General features: G+C 46.5%; 21 protein-coding genes and 1 pseudogene. 6 read left to right on the forward strand and 16 right to left on the reverse strand.

The genetic code is table 11. The features are described from left to right. Positions 1-141: 141 nt before the first annotated feature. The 7 genes and pseudogenes from FE783_RS13775 to FE783_RS13800 form a co-directional block, all read right to left on the reverse strand. Entirely contained in the window at positions 142-1,293 is a 1,152-nt protein-coding gene (locus tag FE783_RS13775) for a hypothetical protein (RefSeq protein ID WP_138879940.1), read from the reverse strand. A 37-nt stretch (positions 1,294-1,330) separates the two neighbouring features. Next, positions 1,331-5,389, reverse strand: coding sequence for an NACHT domain-containing protein (locus FE783_RS13780; protein ID WP_138879941.1), 4,059 nt, complete (start codon positions 5,387-5,389; stop codon positions 1,331-1,333). Positions 5,390-5,511: 122 nt separating this feature from the next. Then, a complete protein-coding gene (locus FE783_RS13785; RefSeq protein ID WP_138879942.1) occupies positions 5,512-5,949 on the reverse strand; it encodes a helix-turn-helix domain-containing protein in 438 nt (145 codons plus the stop codon). A gap of 14 nt (positions 5,950-5,963) precedes the next feature. Next, positions 5,964-6,488: a DUF6932 family protein gene (locus FE783_RS13790; protein WP_238403054.1), complete on the reverse strand. Its 525-nt coding sequence runs from the start codon at positions 6,486-6,488 to the stop codon at positions 5,964-5,966. 198 nt (positions 6,489-6,686) lie between these two features. Next, positions 6,687-6,863 (reverse strand): hypothetical protein, encoded by a 177-nt coding sequence (locus tag FE783_RS38980; protein WP_420799738.1) that lies wholly within the window; start codon positions 6,861-6,863, stop codon positions 6,687-6,689. Then, a pseudogene (locus FE783_RS13795) lies at positions 6,841-7,420 on the reverse strand (nucleotidyltransferase domain-containing protein). The gene FE783_RS38980 and the pseudogene FE783_RS13795 overlap by 23 nt, the downstream one beginning before the upstream one ends. Positions 7,421-7,803: 383 nt before the next feature. Continuing rightward, the gene (locus FE783_RS13800) at positions 7,804-8,076 is read right to left on the reverse strand and encodes a hypothetical protein (RefSeq protein ID WP_138879943.1); all 273 of its coding nucleotides are present in this window, start codon (positions 8,074-8,076) and stop codon (positions 7,804-7,806) included. Positions 8,077-8,353: 277 nt separating this feature from the next. Here FE783_RS13800 and FE783_RS38985 point away from each other — a divergent pair, with 277 nt between their 5' ends. Continuing rightward, entirely contained in the window at positions 8,354-8,647 is a 294-nt protein-coding gene (locus tag FE783_RS38985; protein ID WP_138879944.1) for a transposase, read from the forward strand. Positions 8,648-8,786: 139 nt separating this feature from the next. On the opposite strand, the gene FE783_RS13810 is transcribed toward FE783_RS38985, so the two are convergent. The 5 genes from FE783_RS13810 to FE783_RS38305 all read right to left on the reverse strand — a co-directional run bounded on the left by FE783_RS13810 (position 8,787) and on the right by FE783_RS38305 (position 12,251). Beyond that, positions 8,787-10,097: an HNH endonuclease gene (locus tag FE783_RS13810; RefSeq protein ID WP_138879945.1), complete on the reverse strand. Its 1,311-nt coding sequence runs from the start codon at positions 10,095-10,097 to the stop codon at positions 8,787-8,789. 475 nt (positions 10,098-10,572) lie between these two features. Beyond that, entirely contained in the window at positions 10,573-10,932 is a 360-nt protein-coding gene (locus FE783_RS13815; protein ID WP_138879946.1) for an HIRAN domain-containing protein, read from the reverse strand. Positions 10,933-11,060: 128 nt separating this feature from the next. After that, positions 11,061-11,399 carry a hypothetical protein gene (locus FE783_RS13820; RefSeq protein WP_138879947.1) on the reverse strand — a complete coding sequence of 113 codons (339 nt, stop codon included), beginning with the start codon at positions 11,397-11,399 and terminating at the stop codon, positions 11,061-11,063. 166 nt (positions 11,400-11,565) lie between these two features. Continuing rightward, the gene (locus FE783_RS13825) at positions 11,566-12,015 is read right to left on the reverse strand and encodes a nuclease-related domain-containing protein (protein WP_238403055.1); all 450 of its coding nucleotides are present in this window, start codon (positions 12,013-12,015) and stop codon (positions 11,566-11,568) included. Next, positions 12,012-12,251 (reverse strand): hypothetical protein, encoded by a 240-nt coding sequence (locus FE783_RS38305; RefSeq protein WP_238403057.1) that lies wholly within the window; start codon positions 12,249-12,251, stop codon positions 12,012-12,014. Before FE783_RS38305 ends, FE783_RS13825 begins: the two co-directional genes overlap by 4 nt. Positions 12,252-12,590: 339 nt before the next feature. Between FE783_RS38305 and FE783_RS13830 the strand changes: the two genes are divergently transcribed. Beyond that, complete coding sequence (locus tag FE783_RS13830; RefSeq protein WP_138879948.1) at positions 12,591-12,896, forward strand: hypothetical protein; 306 nt, start codon at positions 12,591-12,593, stop codon at positions 12,894-12,896. Positions 12,897-12,965: 69 nt separating this feature from the next. On the opposite strand, the gene FE783_RS13835 is transcribed toward FE783_RS13830, so the two are convergent. Both FE783_RS13835 and FE783_RS13840 read right to left on the reverse strand, forming a co-directional pair. Continuing rightward, positions 12,966-13,895 carry a 5'-nucleotidase gene (locus FE783_RS13835; RefSeq protein WP_138879949.1) on the reverse strand — a complete coding sequence of 310 codons (930 nt, stop codon included), beginning with the start codon at positions 13,893-13,895 and terminating at the stop codon, positions 12,966-12,968. A gap of 59 nt (positions 13,896-13,954) precedes the next feature. Further along, positions 13,955-14,974: an HNH endonuclease gene (locus FE783_RS13840; RefSeq protein ID WP_138879950.1), complete on the reverse strand. Its 1,020-nt coding sequence runs from the start codon at positions 14,972-14,974 to the stop codon at positions 13,955-13,957. Positions 14,975-15,227: 253 nt separating this feature from the next. Here FE783_RS13840 and FE783_RS13845 point away from each other — a divergent pair, with 253 nt between their 5' ends. The 4 genes from FE783_RS13845 to FE783_RS13860 all read left to right on the forward strand — a co-directional run bounded on the left by FE783_RS13845 (position 15,228) and on the right by FE783_RS13860 (position 18,509). Next, positions 15,228-15,908: a response regulator transcription factor gene (locus FE783_RS13845; RefSeq protein ID WP_138879951.1), complete on the forward strand. Its 681-nt coding sequence runs from the start codon at positions 15,228-15,230 to the stop codon at positions 15,906-15,908. Further along, positions 15,892-17,202: a sensor histidine kinase gene (locus tag FE783_RS13850; protein ID WP_138879952.1), complete on the forward strand. Its 1,311-nt coding sequence runs from the start codon at positions 15,892-15,894 to the stop codon at positions 17,200-17,202. The genes FE783_RS13845 and FE783_RS13850 overlap by 17 nt, the downstream gene beginning before the upstream one ends. A 142-nt stretch (positions 17,203-17,344) precedes the next feature. Further along, a complete protein-coding gene (locus tag FE783_RS13855; protein WP_138879953.1) occupies positions 17,345-17,839 on the forward strand; it encodes a hypothetical protein in 495 nt (164 codons plus the stop codon). Between the two features lies 1 nt (position 17,840). After that, entirely contained in the window at positions 17,841-18,509 is a 669-nt protein-coding gene (locus FE783_RS13860; RefSeq protein WP_138879954.1) for a PspA/IM30 family protein, read from the forward strand. 54 nt (positions 18,510-18,563) lie between these two features. Here FE783_RS13860 and FE783_RS13865 read toward each other — a convergent pair whose 3' ends face one another. Beyond that, positions 18,564-18,800, reverse strand: a complete 237-nt coding sequence (locus FE783_RS13865; RefSeq protein ID WP_138879955.1) for a hypothetical protein — start codon at positions 18,798-18,800, stop codon at positions 18,564-18,566. 29 nt (positions 18,801-18,829) lie between these two features. Next, positions 18,830-19,588 (reverse strand): AraC family transcriptional regulator, encoded by a 759-nt coding sequence (locus FE783_RS13870; protein ID WP_238403082.1) that lies wholly within the window; start codon positions 19,586-19,588, stop codon positions 18,830-18,832. Positions 19,589-19,646: the final 58 nt, after the last annotated feature.

The raw sequence follows: 19,646 nt of genomic DNA on the forward strand, positions 1-19,646 counted from the left end.
GAATTTTTTAACAACCACTTAAATGTACGATATGGATTCGATTTATCACCACTTGATTCGATGTTTTCCAATCGATTCCTTCTTTGATAGAGGACCGTCCATTCTAAGGCGGTCTGGGCTACGTCCCTTTATTTGTTTTGATTATTCGATCACTACGCTTTGATTGCCTGGCCGTACAACTTTTAATGTCCTTTCCGGCGTCGAAATATAAAGAGACTCGCTGTCAGACGTGACCACATTTCCCGGAATGCTTGTTTCGCCAAGTCGAATCGTCCCGTCCGTGTAAATGGCAGATTGTTTCAATATTCCTCCTATATAGGAACCTGTTGTGTACATAATAAATACAGCCATTGGGATCACCGTCAATGTAGTGATACTCCAGTAATATATTCCTATATCCGCCATATGGGAAAACTGCAAAGCCGTGTTGTCTTTCTTTTGTGCATTACGTCGTTCTCTCCACCTTATGTAAATCTTGTGCAGCCATTTGGACATGCCGTAAGATAACACGACGCTGGCCAGCACCGGTATCCATACGCGAGGAGATACATTCACCCCCCATACAGTTCGGCATACATATAGGAGACACAGGAGAAAGCACAATGTACCTGACCAAATCACTCCAAAACTATTGGTGTGATGTTTTCTGAGCAACTTTGCCATAGTCCATGTGCCCACTAGCAAGAACGGATAATATAGCAAGCTCTGGACCTCCTTGAAGATAAGGAGGTATACCAACATGGTTATTATGGCCCCCGCTATTGCCACTCCTAATGAATGATACAAAAATTTCATTATGCCAACGAGTAGGAGTATAGTTAATGGCCCCGTCCAGATCAGTAGTAATTTCAAGAGGACCTCGCGATTCATAATATCTTGCGTAGCAAAGAAGAGCATTAATCCGATATGCATCAAGACTACAAATAACGCAGGTATCAAAATAAGATTATGCAGCTTTGTGCCTAGCTTTTTTCTATCTCTCCACGAAACGTACAACCACCAGATGAATGCAGTGATTCCAGTAAACAAGAGTCCTACGGACAGACAGGCAAATCTATTAAAAGGTATATATTGCATTACAAGAGTGAGTATCGAAGCCTTGGCACTCCCGAAGTATAAACCATATAGCGTGATATAACCGATAATATATAGAGGAGGAAGTACTCCGATGACAAGAAATAGAAGCTTCACAAGGAACTTATCCTTAATAAATCGCATGAATAAAAAAGTAAAGACTCGTTCTATTACTTGGAATACTGCTTTCAAATGAATTTTCCAGTCTGGTATCTCCATCTTTAGCCCCCCCATAGCTGCTTGCTGACTACAATCCTTACCGCAAAGAAAGATCCAACACAACAGCCTCAACATGCATCTGATATCGGGTGGACAACTGTTCCGCCTTTTCTTGAAACCGCCTCTTGGCTTCATCGAAAGAATAGTCCGGGGCTTTCCCGGCCCGGTAATCCCACTTTTTGTCCCACTGCGGACAGTTATACCATCCAACCACGTACAATCCCTGAGAGCATTGATGCGGAATCATATATTTCTGAACCAGTTGTTCTTCCATCGCATCCTCCAGATCATCATTCCAGCAGCCTTTGACTTCGATGTACACACGCAAAGGCTTATTTCCGGAGGAAGTCGGAATTTCCAGCTTAATATCGAGTCGGGCACCGCTCTGTCCGCCTTGGGAGCGATGCACCTCCACTTCCCGATGGAGAGTGACTCCTCTTTGATCCAGATCTTTGGAGAAGTAATATTTCAGCGTATCGGACAAAGTATTCTCATCTTTCGGCGCGTACTTCAGCTCGCTGGCAGCCTTCTTCCTTACACCTTCGATCTGGATCCGTTGCTCGTTCCATAACAAGGGGATTAAAGGATTTTCCGAGCGGCGCCATTCTTTCTCGAAAGCCAGGAGCGAGTCTCGCAGCACGCCCAGCATATGTGCACCGCTGGTGATCGGTCTGGATTCGGCGTGATCGATCATATGGATAAGCGCACTCATAGACGGCGGTTGCCAGTTCTCCCGCTCATAGGTTTGCCGTACCAGCTCCCAATGATAGCGTGCAACCTCACAGTCAGGAAGCAATCGTGTTAAGTACAGAAGGTGAACTGGCTGCAGCTTATTGTCTGAGGAACTGTGGCCCAGAATAGCCCGTTTCCAGTCCGAGGCTGTCCCACGCCAGTCTTTAGTGAAAAAGGCTGAATGCTCGTGTATCCAGCTATACAAATGGATCAGTTGATCCGGTGACCATATTCTTCTAAATTGATAGGCGGGGCGGTCCCGAATATATCTTCGAAGCACAGCGTGCAGGAAGCGGTCGTCATTCACCTCACCGGATTCCAACAAGGGAATGACGGTCTCGCTCCCACAGTCGGGGGCGCGATCCAGTTGCTTGGATAGCGAAGCAACGGCCCTTTTCCAGCCAGTTAGACCCGTATAACGATTGTTGACGGCGTTGAGGGAGAAATCGCGGGCCTCGGCCGGATTGTTGCGGTACATCAGTTCAAGCAAATCCCGCATTGCCGTCCAGGAGATAAGGTGCTCGAATAGAAGACGCTTCACTTTGCTGCCAATATTCGTATCCCAACAAAACTCCACTCTGCTTGATGCAATAGTTCTGCTGCCGTACAACGCTCCGGGAGTCCGGCGTTTCTGGAGCTCCGTCAGAGGAGCATCCATGACGTTCGCATTCCGCCGATAGGCGAAAGCAAACATTTCCTTGCCTCCGGAATATGAGTTGAAATTGGGATCTACAATATATGGAATCAAGATCGCCGTTCTGCCCGGCTCCATCGCTTCAATAAACTCGGAATCCCTCTCCCATACGAGCTGCAAAGCGTAACGGACGGGACGGAAATTGGTGCTCCACGTATTCGCTGGATACTGCTTGGTGTCGAACTGCAGCAAAAAACAGCGCGCAGCTTCTACCATCCGTTCCCTTTCAGAGTCGGAGAAAACCTGCCATACGCTGCTTTTCGCAACTGCGTTGGCCCAGTAATCCCAAATCTCCGGCCGGCATTGCTCGGCGAGTATGGGCCATCCCCTCCTCGCATCTTTTAAGGCCGCCTCAAGCAGATAACGAAGTCGATTTACTGGTATTCTTCTCTCCAACAGCCTCGACTTTCTAGCAGGAGCCGGTGGCTCAGGGATCGGAAGTTCTTTCATGACGACACAAACCGGGGAGTCCAACGACACGGCGTACAAAGCCCCGCTTCCTTGTTCGAGCCGGCGGTATATAGGCTGGAGTGCTAAGATGTCGTCTTCGTTGTACGGGTTCATCACTTGAGCGATCACACTCAGCAAGCATTCAAGGTACGCCGGCTCCTCCGTCCGCAAGTAAAGCTCGACAAGCTCAGGCAGCTCATCCGTACGAAACCAATGACAGGCAAGCATCCATATCTCTGCCGAAACATTCCTGCAGACGCAGCGTAGCAGACGAACTTTGGCTTCCCATGTTCCGTTATGACGAAGCACCGCATTCGAATTCGCGAAAAGCCGCCCGATTGTTGACACTCTTCGTTTGCCTATGGCTGTCCATATTCCTTCATCGGTCAGCCCTTCTGCCTGCCGGACGATCAAATAATCCAGCATGCCGCTTCCCGCATAGATTCCCCGTCTTGATTCTTCCTCAAGAAGCTGATTCCATAGTCTAGTTTTGTCTTCGACTGACAGTACCTCGAGAATAGTATAATCGCTGAACCAGTGCCAATATTGCAGGAAAGAAATCATTTCCTCTAGCGACAATAAGGAGGGATACAACTCTCGAATAATCGTGTGCGCGAAAAATTCCGATGTATATTCACTCAAGATGGATTTGAGCTTAACCTTGGCAGCAGCATCGCCGAGTCCGATATATAGGGACAGCGCCTCTTTGGCCAGGTCGCTATCGTGCGTCATGTCCATGAATTCATACAAGTCATCTGTACATGCTCTCAAGTTCATGATGCGGATTAGGAATATAATAAAACTGCCAAACGGACCGCTCATACTACTTCCTTTCTTTAAATAATCCGACAGTAAAACTTCTATCCCGTCATAGTAGAGCTGCTTGTAAAACGATTCTCTGCCTAGACGCGTATACATCCAGTTCCCCTCATAGCGGGCAAGCAAAGCTTCCATCGCTTTGCGTTTCACCGAATCACTCCACCGGCTCGGATCCCCGAGACATAGGATCTCGGGATCGTGATGCACAATCAGCTCGAACATTTCCGGAGAATGATCGCCCAACCACGCAGCCGTTTGCAGAAGCTGCGGTATCACATTCCATTGCGTGCTGAAGACCAGGCTGCTCATCTGCCGTACATTCATTTTTTGTGCCAAAAGGAAGCGGGATGCCAAAAATTCCGCATAACTGTAATGCGCCCAGCTAAATTGCATAGGCTCGAATTCTCTGAAAAGCCCTGATCGTAGCACCTCCTCGGCATCCGAGGCTGAATATCCGAGCGAGTGGCGAAGGTTCGTCGGCCAGTCGCGTAAATTAAATACGCCTTCTTGAGAAGCGACGACTGTGCGGTTGGAGATAATCGGCTTATTGCAGAACACCGTAATCGCGGCCATTAACATTGCGACTTCGTATCGTTTCTCGGCAGAAGCAAAATTGCTGTTAGGCTTATTCGTCTTTCTTTCCTTGCATAGTTCCAGACAGCCCAGTTCAAATAAGCGGTCTTTCGTTTCGGGTAAATCCCCATGGACGGTATACTGGGTCAGAAGTATTTTCAGGGTTACAGGGGAATATATAAAGCCGTTCATATTACGTTGCTTGACGCCAGTAAGGAAAGTGTCGGCATTTACCCCGTAATCAGTGCAAGCGAGACGGATATCCTCCAGAAATAACGGTGAGAGCTGATAGGCTTGAACGGCCGGCTCTTCCCATAACTTGGCTAGCTCGCGCTTGAACGAAGCTGGGAACAACCCCGGCCTGCAGGTCACTCGAACATACAATCTGGATCGATCCATACGCCGGAACGACTTCGCCAGCAGTTCGCAAATACTGTCGATCAGCAGCATGCCTTCGTCCAGCGCGTCCACATATAAATAAAGAATGTCGCTGCTATGTTTCCAGGCGGCAATTGTAGGATGTTGCCCCAATTGAGCATTCAAAATCTCCGACGAAGAAACAAAGCGCAGATCTACAAAATGATGCAAGCGGCCTTCTGTTTCTTGACCTGAACTATGTTTGATAACGGTAGATTTGCCTAGTCCCGCATCCCCAAGCAAAATCAGGCAAGGTACTTGCGATAAATCGTCGAGTTGAACGAAGCAGTCGCTCTCTTCGGCCGGAAACGCAAGCCAGTCTTCCCGTTCCCACCACGAACGGACGTATTCTTTCTCTCTCGGATACCAGTACCGCAGCCAGTCGTGCTGAATGTCCTCGGCATCTATCACTTCGATCCCCTCGATTTGTTAGAATGTCAAAATAGTAACCGGGCATTAGTAAGAAAAGAGTTGAACCCTAAGGCCTCAACTCTTTGCAACCGTTCGTATTTATGATGGTAGGTGTGAAACAGTTATGCGCCTAATCCTGCAGCAATTTCAATATTAATTGTGGCCTTCATGCCCATTGCATTCATAACTGCTTCGATTTTTTCTGCAGTCGCTCCGTAATATTCATTACGTTCATCTCGGGATACTTGTGCTTCCGCTACCTCCAGTCTTCTAGCCAACTCAGATTGAGTCATATTCAAATAGATTCTATAAGCAATTAGGCTTTTACCTATATCAGTAAACTTATGGATCGGGTTAAATGCTCCCCTTTTTATTCTTTCATAATATTCAACTTCTTCCTTCAGTTGTTCATGAAACGATAGTAATGGCTCGATCGCCATGTTAATCTGCTCATCATTTAAACCCATTTCTTTAAAGCGCAGCTTTTCTTTTGCAATGTACTTCTTATCTTGCTTCAACTTATCTAATGCTTTTTGGTAGGCTGTTTCATTTTTGATCATTGTTGGTCAACTCCTTATTTAATAATTATCACAATGCCTTTCGGTTCGAATGTATCCCTTGTTTTTCTAAAAGCCGAGGGGAACATCTGTTCATATCCGTATTCATCAAGTATGCCCGATGACTGCCCAACGTGAGGGTATAATTCAACTTTGTATCGATGCCACATCGGTAATTGCCATTTTGCTGAATTACGGTCATAGATACGATCTTTCCAGTTCCAAATTTTATAAGGATCGATGGAATTAAGTTCCCGGACAATATCCGGTAAAGTCTTAACGTCTGCTACAAAGTAGCCGTCAATATCTCCAGGACTCGCTTTATCTTCGACAAATGAACCATCGATAAAGATTTCGGCTATACCCACTCTCCACAATTGATTGACTAATATCTCCAAATTGTTAACTAATGTCAGCCTTTTATGAGTATCCCAAGGGGATTCATCCCGAGGACCTGTAACTAGCAAGGAAGTCCGTAATTGATCAAACGTCATAGGAAAATCTTGTGCCGGCAATAAACCATGTTCATTAAAAGTCAGCATTATTTTCCTCCCGAGGGTTGAAATTATACAAAGAAATGAAATTTATCGTCATGTTAACTTAACAACTATGTTAATATTTTATCATCACCAGTTGAGAAGTGTCAATCTGCTAAGTCCTTATTAGGCTCTTTTTTGCCTTTTTTGGAAAGTACAAAATAAAAAGCACGCTTGCGCGCGCTTTTCTTAGCCAATCTAAGATCACCAAAACCCATCCGCCACTCCCCACACTTCCTTAAGTGCCGACCGGAACAAATCATCAAGCCGAACATCTTGACCACCCTCAGCAGCATGCATGCCTGACGCCGTCCGTTCGTAGTAAGCGATCCTCTCCTCCAAATATTCGTTGATCGGGTTAATTCTCGGTTCGTAATCCATTTCCTCGCACTAAACCATCGACAAGCAAATGAAACTCGATTGGCGGCATCGTATTGTACCTCTCGATCCACTCGCATGCCAAGATCGGACGAAGTACATAGAAATATTTCTTGATTTTGACTTGATCGCCCTGCAGGTATTCCCTATAATTCCCCTTCGCCATATGCAGATAATGATGCGTGCATGATTTTGGCGAGAGGAGAAATGCCGCGGATTTGTTCGGCTACCGAATAGTTTTCCATGTAAAGGATCGGAGACTGAAGCCACTCGAGCAGCGGCGGATTCGATTTGCGAAACAGTTTCAAGGCTTTCTTCAAATCCCAGCCGTTGATGTCCAGCATGTTGCTGATCGGCCGTTCAATTACATCCCGCCTGTCGAAAATGGATAAATACCATTCCACCGGCCTGATATATAAAAATCTCACGTCGTAATCGCTGTCCTTGGACGGGAAGCCCCACGCGCGACTCCCCGACTCGCAAGCGTACAAAATCCGAACCTGCTCTTCCCTTTCGATTCGTTTCAACTCTTCTATAATTTGTTCCCGATAATCACCCATAAAGTTCTTCCACCCTTTGGTATCCCGAATCCTTAATCCAAACTATCCAAATTCAACGCAGCTACCCGCTCCATCACTGTAGAACACCCTTGTACGGACTGGGCGATGTAAGAAAGAACGGTGTCGCTCCAACCGTAAATGTAGAAGGTTTGAGGATCTTGATTCGAAACCATCGCATGCAGCTAAATATTATGAATAAGAGAGTCATTATTTTTTGATGGCTCATTTAACAACTTAAAATCCCCTTATGTATCAAGCAAATCTAAACAATGAAACATTCATCATAGCTCAGACATTTATACAATTTTTTGAATATGTGTTCTACTTACGACTGAAAATTTCCTTGTATAATAAATATTTAACTAATAGCGCACTTCATTTTTTTACCTAACAGTTAATGTATGTAACAGATCAAAACGTCTAGGATCAAGATATTGTTTGGACTGGTTAAATTGTTTGAAATTCTGCCAAATACGTCGAACCTCTTCTCTAGTTATTGGATCAAAAACAATAATTGATCTCGGATCAAATTGGTAACCACCAGTATAGATATTATCGAGCGGTTGTTCAAAAAATACCGTGTCTTCTAAAGTAGCCATAGCTATAATCAGTCCTGCGTATTGAAAAAGCACCAGTGTCCCACTATCCGCTTTCATCCCTAAACTCTTAAATCGATATTCCGTGGTTTTTAATACACCAAGGAAGAAATAGTATCGTAATCCGAATTGCCGAATTCTTCTTTCGACATTGGTAAGATACGAATCGAATGAAAATGATCATTTCTGTTATACAAGATGTATTGCCTCCCCTTTACAAAGAATCTATAAAATTTTTCACAGCGTGTAAAATTAAGTTAATAAGTTATTCATAGATGATTATAATGCTCCCATAGGCTGAGATACGGGAGGCTGAAAAATAAGTTATAATAAGAGCATGGAAAAAAGAAACCGATATACCTCAGAGTTTAAGACGAAGGTTGTGTTGGAGGTCCTCCGAGAGGAGCAGACCGTCAATCAGATAGCTGCTAAGTATGAGATGAGTCCGGTTATGGTTAGCCGGTGGAAAGCTGAGTTCCTTAATCGTGCCTCCTCGGTTTTTGACAAGAAGACGAGTGACACTGAAAAAATGAAGAAAGAGTACGAGAGTAAGCAAGAGCATCTAGAGAAGCTGGTAGGCCAACTCACAGTAGAAGTCGACTGGCTCAAAAAAAAATCTGGCCTCAAATGAAGTACTTGAAGCTCGCAAAGCAATGGTGGAGCGTGACAACACGGAGATCACGATTAAGCGTTAGGCAGACCTGCTGAGTGTAAACAGGACGAGCGTCTATCGCTCCAGTAACGAATTGTAAATTACAAATATATCGCATTTATTCACTTATAGAAAGTGACTGTATGCCTACCTTGCGATAATCAAAACTGAATTTATATTCTTCAAATGAAAGCCTCTTTTTATATACTCGCTGAAGAACAGTTCTTACGTCTGGGGTATTTAAGTAAAAAATATAAGGAATAAATTCATTCAAAATCCAATCATGAGTATAGTCTGCCTTCCATTTTATTTTATTATCGAATCCTTCCATTTTTCTGAGTTTTGGTGCCCAACCAGCTTTCCAAATTATATCAACATAATTACCACTTAAATCGTTAACATATAACTCTGTCGAAATACCTGATTCGCTATTATCCAAATGTTTTTTACAGATCATGATATGGTTTTTTTTGAGCAAATTTAGAGGACGAAAAATATCCCATTCTGTGTCCCCAACAAAATAATCATGCTGCTGTGCAAAATCTACCATAGCAATCCAGATGTTTTTTGGTACACGTAATAGAGAAAATTTGCCCTTACTAACTTCTTCAAAGTAAGTAGCACCAATCGTATTTAATAATGCACTTTTTCTTTTATCAAATTCATCATATAAATCATCAAAAATGATTGATAGTTGCTCTGCTATTTCAAAATCGGAGACAAATCTAGTATTAGGCAACTTAATTGCAATGTTACCATTGTCTATATACCATATAAAATTTCTACTACTAGTAACTCCTGTTTTATATCCCTCAAAAAAATAAAACTTTATATGATTCTCGTCAAATGAAAACATACAATCTGATAAGCCACTTTGTTTAAAGATAATAAGGCACGATAATTGGTCCTCAATGCTTATCGGTATAAAGGCGTTTACTCTAACTGTACCTAGTCCGTATGCATACGCACAACTAAACGGACTCTCTACTATAGTTTTTTCCTGTATATAATCTTTTCCTTCACTTAATTTTTTGATTTCATGTTCTTTTTGCGGATCTTCATGAGCATAACTAAATTGATCCAATAGTTTAATAATTTTATTTGTACGGCGCAGTGTTTGTTCGTGAAAATATCTTAAATTCCCTACTGTGAAGTATCTACTGCTCTTTTCTTTATTACAATGAGCACAAGATGGTAAATAATTTGCAATACAATCTTTAATAAATTTATTAGCTTCAAGTTCTTTTAAATAGTCTTGCAATTCAGATGTATGAGGCATATCTTTATCGCTACTTGGAATAATGTGATCCACTTCAAGTTGGTGCATGTTTATTTTCTCACCACAATAAAAGCACTTCTTCCCATATGCTTTGTGGATAGCATTACGTAAATTTTCATCAGACTTTTTTATATGTGTATATGCATCCATTGAACACCTTTGTTTTCTGTTTTAATTGTCGTGATTAATATCTCTCTATTTTAGCAGACTTTATTAAGGTTGTTGACAATCCTGGCCAATTCATTGAACTGCCCGTCCAGAGCGGGTTTCATCCATTATAGATATACTACATCACCTCACAAGAAAAAGAGTTGAAAAAAAGATGTTCTCTGTCAGGTTTTGACATGAGGACATCTAAATTTGAATTTCTATCACATAAAATTTAAGCGAACCTGCCACATCTCAATCATTTTCGAACCATCAATATGACCGTCTCCACAGGTATGCGGGAACGAAGGCTAGTTTGCTCCCTTCCGCCGCGGTGGGCTAAAGCCTGGATTTATAAGGATTTTCTCTATTCTCACATGGTTCCGTTTGTATGCTGTCTTGGTCACATTCATCCCTAATTCGTCCCCAACTAGAATGCTATTACTGTCTTAAATAGTAAATGGAGTAGGACTTAGGCCTATCTCAATGGGAATGAAACATTCTCCATTAGGTTTATGACATAAACTTCCTCAATATTAGGAGTTAGTTCGACAATAACCGTATCCTTAATCACAAAACGAACGATTCCGCTGACTCGATGCTCAAATGAATCATAAATACGACCCGCACTTTTGCATCCTTTGGGTACAGTATGTGTGCTGTTAGCAACATAACCGATTTTACCGATTGGAGGAATCTCCGCCTTGATAGCTTCTTGATCATGTGGATTATCCGGATCCTTAAGAAGATGTACGAGCTGCCCGGGCTTCAAGAAACTCGTTCCATAATAATGGGCCATGCCCGTAATCGCTACGTAAGTTGGAAGTTCCAACTCCATACACCTCTCTCTACTAAGATATCCTTATTTTAAAACTACGTATGGACAACTGGATGTCAGCGAATATACGTTCTATAAAAAAGAAATACCTCGCTTTTAATTCCGCAAGGTATTTCATTCATTATGATCTATAGTGTTACCTGGCTCGAAAGTGCATCTGCAATTAATCCGTAAATGTAAACCGTATTGACAGATTTACGTACTGCTTCTTGACTTACAGACGAACCATTAAGCCGTAATTGATAATAAGGATATATCCTATCGAACTCGTCAAACGAAATCGTCCTGGGCATTTTCAAAGTTGAACTTGGGGCGTTATCTTTGGCCTGACTGATTATGACTATATTTCCATCCGTGCTAATTCGAAACCACAAAGGTGCCCTCTTGTTTTGTGGAACAGTATGAATTTCAAATTCTTGAATTTTAGCCCGTTCGATAATTTGATTCCACGCCTCAGATGAAAGCATAATTGTAGCCTCCAATGCTTCGTCGGTTACTTCTTCATTATTTCTGATACATTTTCTTCAAGGCTGCCATCATCCTTCTGATCCTTCATTGCGGATGAACAAACAGCTCTTCTTCCTTGATGTAACGGGCTACTTCCTGGGATACCTTAGTAGTGGGACCGTTTCCTTAACTGTTCTTTTTCGCCTTCTCTACGTGCTCCGCTCGAACTTTAACATCCGTAATATTGATCCCATTAACTTTCTCGAACACGAGTTGGATGTCTTCTGGAGTAAGGACTGGTGTGGAAAGTTCCGCCTTAATGCGTTGCATTTTCCGGTTAATAAACTCAGATAGCTCAACATCGTAGACGATAAACTCATCGGAATGAATTTTCCGTAGTTCCGGGTCAATACTGAATCTACATCTCATGGTAAAAGAGATCATGGATATGTATCTTGCCGTTTTAAATCCATCAAGATGAGATTCAAGTGCTTTCATATGTCCATAGTTTTGCATGAGGGGATTATACATTTTGAACCTGTTGCTAACGCTCCAGTATTTATCACTGCGGCCTCCCTTAATTTCTCCGTTATAATTTTTCGTTTCTATGACGAAGAGTTCATAAGACGAGATCACGAGATGATCGATCTGGGATAGCCCGAACGCGATTTGGAATTCGGGATTAATAGATCGCTTAAATATTTGCAGTCCTTTGGCAATTGATCCAATTGAATGTTTATTTTATGCTCACCTAATTCGCCAATTCGTGTTGATTCAATCTTTTTCTGCTGCGGTTTCGCGGAAGACTTTTTCGGTACAGCGGTTTTCTTGGGAGTCTTTTGTTTGAATAAGGCCAATATTTTGCTTAACATCTCTACAGCTCCTCTTGTTAGTGAGTGACTTCCTCCAGCTATTCACTCCGCACCCCAGCATAAAGTTCTCGGTGAGATTTATAGGAAAATTGTACCATACAAAATCCTTAAGGAGTCAAAAAAGGTATCCGGAATCGGCAGAGACGAAGAAAGTCCTAGACGAGATGTTTAAAACGTATAGTTGAAAACAAACCGTCACCAATAAAGAACTGACACTAAATGAATGTAATCGAAAATCCCAACACTCACGACAATTCACCCCTGTGACAAACATCACATCCACCACCCCACCCCGCCACTATGATAAAATGAACAGAAACGCATGAAAGGGGCGGAACCATGGGACACTTACGGGAACATCTCGTATATTTCAAAGTCATTCGCGAGCAGGAAACGAATGTGCTGAGAGGGCTTATTTACTTGGAGGAGGGTCGACAGCCGACGATGGAGGACTTCGTGCGCTGTTTGCGGGAATGCGGGCACAAGGTGCAGCTTGAGAACGAGAAGCAGTTTATTTTCCGCGCTGTCGACGATTCGGGCAAAGAGTATTGGATCGACGTGCTGGAGAACTACCGGAAGTCGGACAGGGATGGTGACGCCGAGAGTTTGTCCAGAAGCTTCATCAAGCAGGACCCGCAGTTGTGAACCGGGGAAAACGAAAAGCCAAGAATTCGGGTCGCCGGCAGGCGAAGCGGTTCTTGGCTTTGTTTTCGCTTATTGGCCCTTCCGATTCGTCACGCCAAACGGAATATGGACGGACGGCACAATTCTCGCGACGCCCTCTATGTGCCCGACTTGATCGTCGAAGAAAATATGAGGCTTGTAGATTCGCAGCACTCTTCCTTTATCGATCCCACCCAGGAAGAACGCTTCGTCTATGCGTATATCCGAGCCTCTAAGGGTCGTGATGACTCTTTCGTGCGCCGGGGCGTTCCTCGCGGTGGCGATGGCGATTCGGATTTTGGGCCGATAATCGGGATTGTGCCGATTGATGTCCAACTCTCTCTTCTGGAGCTTGGAGATTTCGGTCAAGAACCGATAGAGCGGTCCGGCCGGAAGCGGTTCTGCCGCCTTCTGCCTCTCATGATCGTGGAACGACTCCAATGCCCCTTCCTGTTGAAAAACGGTTTCGGCCGAATCGTCCGCTATGACCCCGTCGAAATCGAATGCGAGCCGAAGCTCCTGGTCGTCGTCATCGTCGATGTAATCGGTCGGGTACATGCATCCGGCCGGAAAGCCGCGCTCCACCGCTTGCTTTACATCCGCAGGATTGCCGGAAAGGAACAGGGACGCATTGAACGCCTCCATGTACTGGAACGGATTGCTCCCCGCCACGAACACGGCCCGGCTAATCGGCAGCTTATAATGATCGATCGATTTGAACACTCTGAGCCCCGTGTCCGGGTCGTTTCGCGACAACAAGACGACTTCGACGGGCTGTTCTTGCGGAGTATTGATGCCTAGCAGTCTTTTGATCAAGGGAAAGGCGACTCCTTTACCCAACGTTACATGCTCATGCTCTCTCTGGTATTTCCTGTACTCCTCTTCCCCCCGGTCTTGAAACACTTGATCCGACTCGGATAAATCGAAGAGGGCGCTGGATGCGACGGCGACTACGAATTTGTTCTCGATCTGGTAAGCCATGACAGCACTCCTCCTCCTTCGAATAGTTCGTCTTTCCCGGTTCACTAGGCCTAAATCTATTATAGGATTTGATCGATCGGCATGGAAGCGCGGCTATGCTCGCGGCGTATCCAGCTTCGAGCCGTATGATGGGCCAGATGGTAGTACGAATTGCGTTCCCGCCCTATATAGGTGACGGAAAATACGGTTCTGGGATAACGAATGGCGGCCAGCATCATAAGATCCTTTATTTTTCGCACCATTTCCCTAAACGAAGGGTGTTCTCCTCCACCGCGAATCAATGTGTCAATATACGAAATATCCGTCAAAATTTTCACCAGCTTCTGCCTGCCGACGACTTGGCGCATATTCTCCCCGACCAGAACATGGAGCGCGTAACGGATAGCGAGCAATTCCCCGAAGACGGAGTTGGCCGGTTTATCGACATGAAACAGCTCCGCTTGGGCAGTCGCTTTATCGTTTTCTACCAGAACAATCCCGACCCCATGGAGTAAAGGCTCGTACACGGAAGCATCGCAATACACGGTCAGCGTCCGATAACCGCTTCGATATTTACGTTTGTGCGTACCGGGGAACGACGATTCGGCCGCCTTGTGCAGATACGAATAGCCGAGTGCTTTGTGACACTCCTTGCATACATAGTGCATGTTGAAAGGGGTTTTCTTCCCCCCGCGTTCCTTCGGGGTAATCAAGGCCGCCAATATTCCCGGATTGCCGCATAGCTGACAAAGGGAGTTTTCCCGCTCCCGTATGTAATCGTACAATTCGCTTTCGCTGTAAAGCTCGACGATGGCATCACGCCCCGCCATCCGGGCCCGCCCTTCGCGAACGTACGCTTTTGTGCGTTTGACGGCCAGCAGCTGGGATGCACCGTTTTTATAATGAAACGCGACAAGCCCGTTATTTCCTTTCAACGAAGCCGTTCCCCGGTTGTAGACATCGCTTTTGTAGGCGTAACAGCGTTTTCCCGCCATTTTGCATGCGTTGCATAGCCTAGCCCTCTCAGACGTGTACTCGCTCTTCAAACGCTTACATCCGCATCGGCTGCACGTTCTGCCAAGTGCGATGCCCATGTTCATTCGGAACCGTCCTCCTTCTCGAGACTTTCATCGATAGGGTCATTATGACAAGAGGACGTGACAATAGGCTGTCAGCGAATGTATGTTTGGCCTTCACGGCAGCCTCCTTACAAGATCATTGATCGTTTATGCATCAGGATGTAGGCATCTTTGGTTCAACTTATAGCGGATGGGGTTATTTTTTTACCGTACTTTTACCGTTTCTTTGGTATACTAACCTATTATTGCGAATGTAGCGGCGGTGAGCGTAAACGTGAATATTTTGTTGGCGGAAGATGATAAGAAGCTCGGCAAGCTTATTAAATACATGCTGGAGAATAAGGGCGGCTATCACGTCGATTGGGTGGAGAATGGCGAGGATGCGCTCGATTATGCCCGTGGATCGGCTTACGATGTGCTCATCCTGGACTGGATGATGCCGCTCATGGACGGGGTCGACGTCTGTAAACGGCTGCGGGGCGACAATTATGGACAAGCCATCGTCCTCTTGACGGCTAAGGATTCGCTGCAGGACAAAATTTTCGGTCTCGATGCAGGAGCCGACGACTACCTGACGAAGCCCTTCGAGATGGATGAGCTGCTCGCTCGTCTCCGTGTGCTGGCACGACGGAATTTTGCCCCGAGGCAATCGGATATTGTGACGTTCGGGCATTTCACGCTCAATCGCACCTCACACCAGCTATCGCGAAACGGTGCGGAAATTCAGCTTAGCCCGAGGGAGTATCAGCTGCTTGATTTCTTCCTGCAGAACACCGGCAATGTGCTGACGAGAGAGGCGATTCTTAATCGCATCTGGGGGCTCGGCAGTGATGTCTCCTACAAAAATGTCGATGTTACCGTGAAGATGCTCCGGGACAAGCTGGATGATTCCGGGGGAGAACCGGTCATTCACAGCATCAGGGGGGTAGGCTACCGGTTTGAAATGGACGCTTAAAAAAGGGAAGAAGCGCGACTTATTCCAATACACACACAGGAAACTCACGGTTACCTACACGTGGCTCATTATTCTGTTTCTGGCGTTATTCTCGATCATCGTATCGCTCTTCTTCATTTTCATGGCGTACCGGGAGCAGAGCAATTCGCTCCGCTCGACCATGTATGCGACCGAGGACGGCCGTGTTGTCGTTCCGGATTTGGAGAACAGCCGCAGCGATGATTTGTACTTCTTCTATGTACTGGATAATCGCGGTCAAGTGCTTGCTCAGAGCGATGCAATCCCGCAGCTTAGCGACCGCAATAGGGCGGAGATTGAAGGGTGGCAGCCAAACCGGGATACGTTCCGTTTACGCTGGCAGCCCGAACAACAGCAACGCTATGGGGATCTTCTGATCCGGACGGATGACCGGCTGCTCTTCGTAGGCGCGCATCCGATTCTGACGACGAATGGACCGGCTACGATCTATGCAGCGAAGGATGTCACGTTTTATTGGGATATACTCCGCAATCTGCTCATCGTGTTCATCATTATTCTTATTCTTTTCATTCTTGCGGCCGTCAAGCTCAGCTCCTCGATGTCCAAAAAAGCGATGATTCCGATTCAGCAATCGTTTAGGCAGCAGCAGCAATTTCTGGCGGATGCTTCTCATGAGCTGAGGACGCCGCTAAGCATTATGAACACGTCCCTCGATGTAATTGAGCTGGAGAACGGGGATACCATTACGCCGTATTCGAAGGAAGTCGTTTCGGATATGAAGGAAGAGATTGGCCGGATGAGCCGCATGGTGCAGCATCTGCTCATGCTTGCCCGGTCCGACGCAGGCTCCGTCGAGTTCGAAATGGGTGCTTTCGACATTGTGCCGAGGCTCCGCCAGTGGGTGCTTGCCTTCGAAGGCGTTGCTCAGAAGAAGGCGATCAAGATGAGGACGATGCTGCCGGATACGCTGACCGTGAAGGGCGATCCGGAGCGACTGAAGCAGTTGGTCTATATCCTCTTGGATAATGCGATCAAGTACACGCCTGAGGAAGGCAAGGTAGACGTTGGTCTGGACCCTAACCCGAAGCAGTGGCGGATCATTGTCCGGGACAGCGGCATCGGCATTGCAGAAGCGGATCAGCCGCGCATCTTCGACCGGTTTTACCGGGTCGAGAAGCATCGCTCTCGTGAAGAAGGCAGCGCGGGGCTTGGACTCGCGATTGCGAAGCAGATCGTTATCGCCCATCGGGGCTCGGTTGTGCTCGAGAGTACTCCTGGGAAAGGAAGTACGTTTTCGGTAGAGTTTCCCGTTTAGCACACGAAGAAGGCGAGCGGCCCTTACTCTTTGTAAGATGAAGAGCAAGGGAATTTTTTGCCCTTTTACCGTACTTTTACCATTGTTCCGTATAGTTGGTACTGTAGAGTCAAGAACACGACTAGGAAAGGATGATTAAAGCATGAGTCGCATTAGACCTTGGGTGAAAAAAACGCTGCTTGTATCCGTCATCATCGTAGCTGTCGGAGCCGGCTTAAGTGTGATGGCTGGTGAGTTTCGAGGTGGGCGTGATGTAACGAAAGTTGTGAGGGTTAGTCAGGAATTTCATGGCAGACCTGCAGGCGACATGAAGGTTGAGATAAGAGGCGGCGAGAACACGGCTGTGCTGGCGCAACGCGGTGAAGATGCAACCGTGCCAATACCGCCGATTCCGCCGATTGCGCCGGTGCTTCGAGACGGCGGCATACACATTGAGGGTTATGAGCATGGTGTTGGTCCTGGCGTAGCGGTGGGCGGAACGATTCTAATCGCCGGACTTATCTTGTTCTGGATGAGCAAGCGAGGCAAACGATCGAGAGTCGCGGATGGGGCGAATGTGCTTGCAAGCATCCCGTCGGCATCGGACTTCCTGGACCAATGGGAAATTCAGCAAAATCAAACGAAGGAGTCGAAGTAAGATGGGTATCTTCAAGCGTGTCAAAGATGTGTTTCTAGCCGAAACCAACGGGCTGATAGATAAGTGCGAGAAGCCGCTTAATATGGTGAATCAATATATGCGGGAATTTAATAGTGAGCTGGAGAAAGGGCAGCGGGCACTGGCGCACCAGTTGTTTATTGAGAAGCGGCAAGCGGCGCTGATCGCAAATGCCGAGACGGCAGTTGAGAAGCGGGACCGCCAAGCGAGGCTTGCGGTGGCCCAGGGCGAGGATCAGATCGCGAAGCTGGCGCTGCAAGAGAAGCTGCTGCAGGAGAAGAAGCTGGCCGTCTACCGCGAGCAGTACGCAACGATCCAGGAACAAACGAAGGTGCTTGAGGAGCGAATCGCCCAGCTGCTGGTGCAATCGGAGGAGTACAATCACCGCCGGCTGCTGCTTGAATCCCGGGTTAATGTAGCAAGCTCCCTGAAGGAGCTGAACCGGAGCGTGATATCGTTTCAGACGGACGGCATTGTCAAAGGATTCGCCCGTGCGGAGGAGAGGGTGCTGATGATCGAGGCGGAGCTGGAGGCAATGAATCATTTCAACGCGCCGGCTAAACGGTCCGCGCCGCAGTATCTCGATCCGACGCTAACGGCGGAGATCGATGCGTCACTGGCACAATTGAAGCAGCAGCCAGCAGCAGAATAATAGCGTGAAACGAGCGCAGGCGGCATAAGCCTGATCCGTCTATATCCTCACTAACTAAATGTTGCCGGATAATCCGGCAACATTTTTGCATTTCAACGACGTGTTGGCAATTGTGGATTGAAAATTGGCTCCCGGAACAAGATTTGTGTACTCATCGCCGTAGTGATAAATGTTTTTTCCCGGCATTATTCCTTTATCTTCCGTAAAGAATTGTTCGAGAATTGGGAGCTTGGAACCTTTACTTAAAGTCTTGGTGTCATCCTTATGTTTGCCGAATTTGATTGTGGCCAAAATTTTCGCCTCCCTATGCATCGAAAGCTCTACAAACCGTTCCAGCGCACCTGATACTCCCGCGGACTGACCCCTGTATGCTTCTTGACATACCTCGAGAACGAGAAAATGTCGTTGAACCCGAGATCGCCGGCTATCTCCGCAATGCCGAGCTCCCTGTAGCGCAGCAGCTCCTCCACTTTCTGCATTCGCAATTGATCGATATAGGCTTTCAGACTTTGTCCGGTTATTTCCTTGAACTTCTTGGACAGGTGGCTGCGCGTGTACGACAGCTCCTCCGCGAGCTCGTTCACCGTAACCGCTCTCCCGCCACGGGCGAGCACCTTGTCCGTTATGTGCCCGAGCAGGGCGCCGGAGGAATCGGCCGATGCATGGAAGTCGTCGGACCGGATGTACTGGAACATCGTATCGAGGAAGCCGACGACGAACGTTTTCTCGTAATTTTTGCTCGCCGAGCCGCGGATGGCGATTTTGAACGAGGAGACGAGTCTGTCCGTAAAATGGCCCCCGCGAATGACTCCCCCCCAAACGGGAGCCGCGTCTTCGCGTCGCTCGAACTTGAGCGTAATCCACGAAATGCCCGGTCTGTCATAGATGAATTCGTGCTCCCACCCCGGCGGAATGAGCAGAATGTCGCCCGTCTCGAGCAGGAGGCTTTCGCCCCGAAACCCGCTGCGGAGTACGCCCTGGGTGACGATCTCCATCTGCCAGTACGTATGCGTATGCGGCGCGACGATAGCCGGGTCCATTTTTTTGCCGAAAAATACGGACAGCACTTCGGTTTGCATCAAGACTCTCACTCCTTCTAATGCATCGGATCACACAAAATGATAAGTAGTTCGATGA

Source organism: Paenibacillus mesophilus (assembly GCF_005938385.1).
Taxonomy (GTDB): Bacteria; Bacillota; Bacilli; order Paenibacillales; family NBRC-103111; genus Paenibacillus_AB; species Paenibacillus_AB mesophilus.

Excerpts from the sequence above, each read along its gene's own strand:
- FE783_RS13775 (WP_138879940.1), bottom strand. The coding sequence starts at position 1,293 with ATGGAGATACCAGACTGGAAAATTCATTTGAAAGCAGTATTCCAAGTA.
- FE783_RS13830 (WP_138879948.1), top strand. The coding sequence starts at position 12,591 with ATGGGACACTTACGGGAACATCTCGTATATTTCAAAGTCATTCGCGAG.
- FE783_RS38985 (WP_138879944.1), top strand. The coding sequence starts at position 8,354 with ATGGAAAAAAGAAACCGATATACCTCAGAGTTTAAGACGAAGGTTGTG.
- FE783_RS13810 (WP_138879945.1), bottom strand. The coding sequence starts at position 10,097 with ATGGATGCATATACACATATAAAAAAGTCTGATGAAAATTTACGTAAT.
- FE783_RS13835 (WP_138879949.1), bottom strand. The coding sequence starts at position 13,895 with ATGGCTTACCAGATCGAGAACAAATTCGTAGTCGCCGTCGCATCCAGC.
- FE783_RS13855 (WP_138879953.1), top strand. The coding sequence starts at position 17,345 with ATGAGTCGCATTAGACCTTGGGTGAAAAAAACGCTGCTTGTATCCGTC.
- FE783_RS13815 (WP_138879946.1), bottom strand. The coding sequence starts at position 10,932 with ATGGAGTTGGAACTTCCAACTTACGTAGCGATTACGGGCATGGCCCAT.
- FE783_RS13790 (WP_238403054.1), bottom strand. The coding sequence starts at position 6,488 with ATGCTGACTTTTAATGAACATGGTTTATTGCCGGCACAAGATTTTCCT.
- FE783_RS13860 (WP_138879954.1), top strand. The coding sequence starts at position 17,841 with ATGGGTATCTTCAAGCGTGTCAAAGATGTGTTTCTAGCCGAAACCAAC.
- FE783_RS38980 (WP_420799738.1), bottom strand. The coding sequence starts at position 6,863 with ATGGATTACGAACCGAGAATTAACCCGATCAACGAATATTTGGAGGAG.
- FE783_RS13840 (WP_138879950.1), bottom strand. The coding sequence starts at position 14,974 with ATGAACATGGGCATCGCACTTGGCAGAACGTGCAGCCGATGCGGATGT.
- FE783_RS13870 (WP_238403082.1), bottom strand. The coding sequence starts at position 19,588 with ATGCAAACCGAAGTGCTGTCCGTATTTTTCGGCAAAAAAATGGACCCG.
- FE783_RS38305 (WP_238403057.1), bottom strand. The coding sequence starts at position 12,251 with ATGTTAAGCAAAATATTGGCCTTATTCAAACAAAAGACTCCCAAGAAA.
- FE783_RS13800 (WP_138879943.1), bottom strand. The coding sequence starts at position 8,076 with ATGAAAGCGGATAGTGGGACACTGGTGCTTTTTCAATACGCAGGACTG.
- FE783_RS13820 (WP_138879947.1), bottom strand. The coding sequence starts at position 11,399 with ATGCTTTCATCTGAGGCGTGGAATCAAATTATCGAACGGGCTAAAATT.
- FE783_RS13785 (WP_138879942.1), bottom strand. The coding sequence starts at position 5,949 with ATGATCAAAAATGAAACAGCCTACCAAAAAGCATTAGATAAGTTGAAG.